We start from the raw sequence: 4,992 nt of genomic DNA, 5'->3' as shown, positions 1-4,992 counted from the left end.
GCCGCCGGGCTTCGGCCCGCCCCCGCCGCCCTCCTCGCCGCCGCCCGGCTGGTGAGGACGCCGGGAAGGCACGGCGCGGCCGGTCAGATCCCCAAGGAGCGCTTCAGGAAGTCCACCTGGAGCAGGAGGAGGTTCTCCGCCACCTGCTCCTGCGGGGTCATATGGGTCACGCCCGTGAGGGGCAGGACCTCATGGGGGCGGCCGGCCGCCAGCAGGGCCGAGGAGAGCCGCAGGGTGTGGGCGGCCACCACATTGTCGTCCGCCAGACCATGGATGATCATCAACGGCCGGTGCTGCTCGGCCGGTTGGGACAGTCCGGCGTCGGTGACCAGCGAGTTCGCCTCGTACACCGAGGGATTGCCCTGCGGGTCGCCCAGGTAGCGCTCGGTGTAGTGGGTGTCGTAGAGCCGCCAGTCGGTCACCGGCGCGCCCGCGATTCCCGCGTGGAAGACATCGGGGCGGCGCAGCACCGCGAGGGCCGAGAGATAGCCGCCGTAGGACCAGCCGCGCATCGCCACCCGCCCCAGATCCAGCGGGAAGGCGCCCGCCAGGCCGTGCAGCGCCTCGATCTGGTCGTCGAGGGTGAGCGTGAAGTCGTCCCGGATCGCCTTCTCCCAGGCGGGTGAGCGGCCGGGGGCGCCGCGCCCGTCGGCCACGATCACCGCGAAGCCCTGGTCCGCGAACCACTGCGAGGTGAGATGGGCGTTGTGGGCGGCGTGGACGCGGGGGCCGTGGGGCCCTCCGTACGGATCCATCAGCACCGGAAGGGGACCGTCCGATTCCGAGTAGTCGGTGGGGAGCAGTACGGCGCACGGGATGCGCCGCGCGCCCCCCTCGGTCAGCCGCGCCCGGGCCGTGAGCACCGGGGTCTCGGCGTACGAGTCGATCACCGCGACCGTCTTGCCGTCCCGCTCCACCCGGACCGTGGTGCCCGGGCTGTCCGGACGGGCCGAAGTGAGTACCGTCACCGGTCCGCCCCGGACCGCCGAGTGCACCCCGGCACCCTCCGAAACCCGCTCGATACCCAGCTCGTTGACCCGGTACACATGGAGCTCCCCGGTTTCGGGTGCACGGGCCGCCTCCCCGGCCGACGCCGAGACCAGGATGTCGTCGTCCCCGATGTCGAGCACGGCCCGGATCTGCACCTGCTCGCCGGTCAGCGGACGGTCGCCCGCCGCCAGGACGCGCGCCCCGCCCTCGTCCGCGATCCGCACCAGCCGTCCGTCCGGCGCCCAGGCCGGAACGCCGGGGAAGAGATCCAGCCACACCGCGTCCTCGTCCGCGTGGACCGTCCGGGTCGTCCCCGAGGCGGTGTCCACGGCCAGGTGCAGCTGGACGCGCTGGTCCCGGGCCTGCACCAGGAGCAGCGGGGCGCCCGCCGCCGACCAGTGCACACGGGCCAGATACGGATAGCGCGCCCGGTCCCAGACGATCTCGGTCCGGGTCCCGTCGAGCCCGTACCGGAAGAGCCGCACCTCGGCGTTGGGCGTGCCCGCGGCCGGGTAGGCGACCCGCTGCGGCTCACGGTCGGGGTTGGCCGGGTCGGAGATCCACCAGCGCCGCACCGGGCTCTCGTCGGCCCGCGCCACCAGGAGCGCGTCCGAGTCCGGCGACCACCAGAAGCCCCGGGCGCGGTCCATCTCCTCGGCCGCGATGAACTCCGCCAGCCCATAGGTGACCTCGGGCGCCTCCGGCTCCGCGAGCGCCCGGTCGCCCTCGCCGCCGGCCCCGATGACCCGCAGGGCGCCCCGCGCCGCATAGGCGACGAACCGGCCGTCGGGGGACGGCCTCGGGTCGATCACCGGCCCGGGAACGGGCAGTTCACGGGTGGTCCCGGCGCGCAGCTCGGCAGTGAAAAGACGCCCCGAGAGCGTGAACGCGGCCAGCTCCACCGCCGCGTCCGTCGCATACCCCACGATGCCCGCCGCGCCCTCGCGGCTGCGCTCGCGCCGCGCCCGCTCCTCGTCCGACAGCTCCTCCGAGGCGCCGCCCAGGAGCGCCCGGGGGTCCGCCGCGAGCCGTTCGCGCGCGCCGTCCGCCAGATCGAGCACCCAGAGGCTGTTGGCCGGATCCGTACCCCCAGGAGCCCTCAGGAAGGCCACCCGGCTGCCGTCCGGGGCCACCGTGAAGGCGCGGGGCGCACCGAGCGTGAAGCGCTGGGTCCTGGCGTACTGACGGGGAAACGAGGTCTTTCCGGGGGCAATTGAGGTCATGGGGCGAACCTAGCGGCACCCGCCCGCACCTGCTCGTACGTGGGGGGTGTGCGCCCCTTGTGCGCCCGTGCACCGATCAATGCGTTCCGCCGGATAGTTATGATCCATAGTGGGGCGTGGGTATGACATCTGCATGCCCCCAGGCACGCTGTTCTGCCCGACCGACTGGCCCTGCCCGACCGACAGATGGAGGTGAACCGCCGTGGCACTCTCGATTTCGGCGGTGGTGCTGCTGGCGATCATCGTCTTCCTGCTGGTCAGGAAGTCCGGACTGAAGGCCGGACACGCGGTGGTCTGCACCTTGCTCGGGTTCTACCTCGCCAGTTCGTCCATGGCGCCCACCATCAACGACCTCAGCAACAACGTCGCGGGCATGATCAGCGACATCAAGTTCTAGCGACATGAAGTTCTGAGGGCCGCGCCGCCGCCCGGCGCGGCCGGGGGATCCGAGGCATGCCGCCGCGCGGCATGCCTCGTAGGCTGTCCCGTATGACGGATCTCCCCGCCCGGCGGCTGCTCCTGGTGCACGCCCACCCCGACGACGAGTCGATCAACAACGGCGCCACCATGGCCCGCTACGCCGCCGAAGGCGCGCTGGTCACGCTGGTGACCTGCACCCTCGGCGAGGAGGGCGAGGTCATCCCGGCCGATCTCGCGCAGCTGACCGCCGACCGGGAGGACCGCCTCGGCGCCCACCGCGTCCAGGAACTCGCGGCGGCCATGAAGGAGCTGGGGGTCAGCGACCACCGCTTCCTCGGCGGCCCCGGCCGCTTCCGCGACTCCGGGATGACGGGCCTGGAGCAGAACCACCGCTCCGGGGCCTTCTGGAACACCGACGTCGACGAGGCGGCCCCCCACCTGGTCGAGGTGATCCGCGAGGTCCGCCCGCAGGTCCTGGTCGCCTACGACCCGGACGGCGGCTACGGCCACCCCGACCACATCCAGGCCCACCGGGTGGCGATGCGCGCCGCCGAGCTGGCCGCCGACCCCGCCTACCGCCCCGGCCTCGGCGAGCCGCACACCATCGCCAAGACCTACTGGAACCGGGTGCCGCGCTCGGTGGCCGAGGCCGGTTTCGCGCGGCTGCGGGAGTCCGGCACCTCCTTCCCCGGCGTCGCGGACGTGTCCGACATCCCGGGCGTCATCGAGGACGGGCGGGTCACCGCCGAGATCGACGGAACCGCCCACGCCGGGGCGAAGGCCGCCGCGATGCGCGCGCACGCCACCCAGATCACCGTGGACGGCCCGTTCTTCGCGCTCTCCAACGATTTGGCCCAGCCGCTCTTCACGACCGAGTACTACGAGTTGGTGGACGGGGTCTCCGGGGCCCCGGCCGGCGAGCGCGAGCAGGACCTGTTCGCCGGGCTGGGCCTGTGATGAGCGCCGCGTCCCGTACCTCCCCGCCGCCCGTCAACTCCCGTCCGGCGGGCGCCCGCCCCGGGCGGATCGCCGCCTTCCTCGGGCTGTTCCTGCTCGGCGCGCTCACCGGGGCCGCGGGCGCGCTCGTCCAAGCCGCCTGGTTCCCCGGCGGGTTGCTGCTCTCGCTGGCCGCGTCCGCCGGACTCTTCTGGACCGGTACGGCCCTGACGGGCAGCCGCGCCGGGGTCGGTTCCTCGGCCGCCGGATGGCTGGTCGCCGTGCTCTTTCTGACGGCCACCCGGCCCGAGGGCGACTTCGTCTTCGGCGCGGGACTCGGCTCGTACGTCTTCCTGCTCGGCGGCATGCTGGCGGCTGTGATCTGTGCCACGGTCGGAAATCTCGTGCGACCGCCCGGAGTTTCGGCCCGAACGGGCGAGTGACGTGCGGGGCTTCGGCGGCGCAGTACAGGCTGTGGTGCCCCGCTTCCCCGGGCCGTCCGGTGCGCGTCGGCGGCGGCCAGTATGGTGGTGCGCGCCGCCGAGCCGTCCGCGCACAGGCACACGAGACAAGAGCGGGTGGCGGAGCCGATCGGGAGAGAACCTGCCTTGAGTCGTGAAACTGACAGTTCGACCTCCGGCCCCCAGGGGCGCGGCGGAGCCGCGTACCCGTCGGGTACCCCGCCGTACGGAACGCCGCACTCTCCGGCGCACGACGCCCCGGAAGCCGCCGCCCAGCCGGACGAGCCGAAGACCGAGACCACGCTGACGACGCGTATCCGGATCAACATCCCCGGGTCCCGGCCCATCCCGCCGGTCGTGATGAGAACGCCGGTGAGCGACGCCGACAAGGCGTCCGCCGCCGCGCGCGGCGAGCGCGAGCGGGCCGCCGCGGAGGCCGAGGAGGCGGCGACCGCCGCCGCGGCCGAGGAGAAGCCGGCCAGCGACTGGTTCGCGCCCCGCAGAGCGGGCTCCGGCGCGACCCCGCCGTCCGGCACCCCGCGCTCCGGCCTTCCGTACTTCTCGGACGGCCCGCAGGGCGCGCCCGACGACGGCTCGGTCACCGGCTCGTTCGCCCGGCCGGGCGACAACGGCGACGGCAACGGCTTCGCGGGCCCGGGCGGCACCGACGGCCACGGCTTCTCCGCCGGTCCCGCGGGCCCCGGCGCCGAGGACCACGGCTTCGCCGCCGGCGGCCCGGACGCCACCGGTGGTTTCCGCCCCGGTCCGGCCTCCGCCAACGGCTCGGGCCGGGCCGCCTCCGGCGGGAACGGCGGCCCCGCCGGACCCACCACCGGACCCGTGACCGGCACCTCCGCGCTGCCCGCCCGCCCGGTCGGCCCCCGCAAGGGCCAGCAGCGGCTCGGCGGCGCCCCGGACGGGCAGGGCCCCGGCCCCGGCGGCACGCCGAGCCGCTGCTGGCC

The 4,992-nt window shown here is 74.3% G+C and carries 4 protein-coding genes and 1 pseudogene; 4 read left to right on the top strand and 1 reads right to left on the bottom strand.

The annotated features are described in order from the left end of the window. Positions 1-83: 83 nt before the first annotated feature. Complete coding sequence (locus ACJA3G_RS29855) at positions 84-2,213, bottom strand: prolyl oligopeptidase family serine peptidase (protein ID WP_406556157.1); 2,130 nt, start codon at positions 2,211-2,213, stop codon at positions 84-86. A 202-nt stretch (positions 2,214-2,415) separates the two neighbouring features. On the opposite strand from ACJA3G_RS29855, the gene ACJA3G_RS29850 reads away from it, so the two are divergent. The 4 genes and pseudogenes from ACJA3G_RS29850 to ACJA3G_RS29835 form a co-directional block, all read left to right on the top strand. After that, complete coding sequence (locus ACJA3G_RS29850) at positions 2,416-2,610, top strand: hypothetical protein (RefSeq protein WP_101389912.1); 195 nt, start codon at positions 2,416-2,418, stop codon at positions 2,608-2,610. 92 nt (positions 2,611-2,702) lie between these two features. Continuing rightward, complete coding sequence (mshB, locus tag ACJA3G_RS29845; protein ID WP_406556156.1) at positions 2,703-3,590, top strand: N-acetyl-1-D-myo-inositol-2-amino-2-deoxy-alpha-D-glucopyranoside deacetylase; 888 nt, start codon at positions 2,703-2,705, stop codon at positions 3,588-3,590. After that, entirely contained in the window at positions 3,590-4,012 is a 423-nt protein-coding gene (locus ACJA3G_RS29840; RefSeq protein ID WP_406556155.1) for a DUF6113 family protein, read from the top strand. Before mshB ends, ACJA3G_RS29840 begins: the two co-directional genes overlap by 1 nt. Before the next feature lie 165 nt (positions 4,013-4,177). After that, positions 4,178-4,992 (top strand): annotated as a pseudogene (locus tag ACJA3G_RS29835) (hypothetical protein); the annotation flags it as partial.

The sequence above is a fragment of the Streptomyces sp. YS-3 genome (assembly GCF_045257485.1).
In the GTDB taxonomy this organism is placed as follows: domain Bacteria; phylum Actinomycetota; class Actinomycetes; order Streptomycetales; family Streptomycetaceae; genus Streptomyces.
The sequence above is the reverse complement of the archived record's forward strand: the minus strand, read 5'-3'. Positions and strand labels throughout refer to the sequence as shown.

Coding starts and splice junctions, on each gene's coding strand:
- ACJA3G_RS29855 (WP_406556157.1), bottom strand. CDS start 2,213: ATGACCTCAATTGCCCCCGGAAAGACCTCGTTTCCCCGTCAGTACGCC.
- mshB (WP_406556156.1), top strand. CDS start 2,703: ATGACGGATCTCCCCGCCCGGCGGCTGCTCCTGGTGCACGCCCACCCC.
- ACJA3G_RS29840 (WP_406556155.1), top strand. CDS start 3,590: ATGAGCGCCGCGTCCCGTACCTCCCCGCCGCCCGTCAACTCCCGTCCG.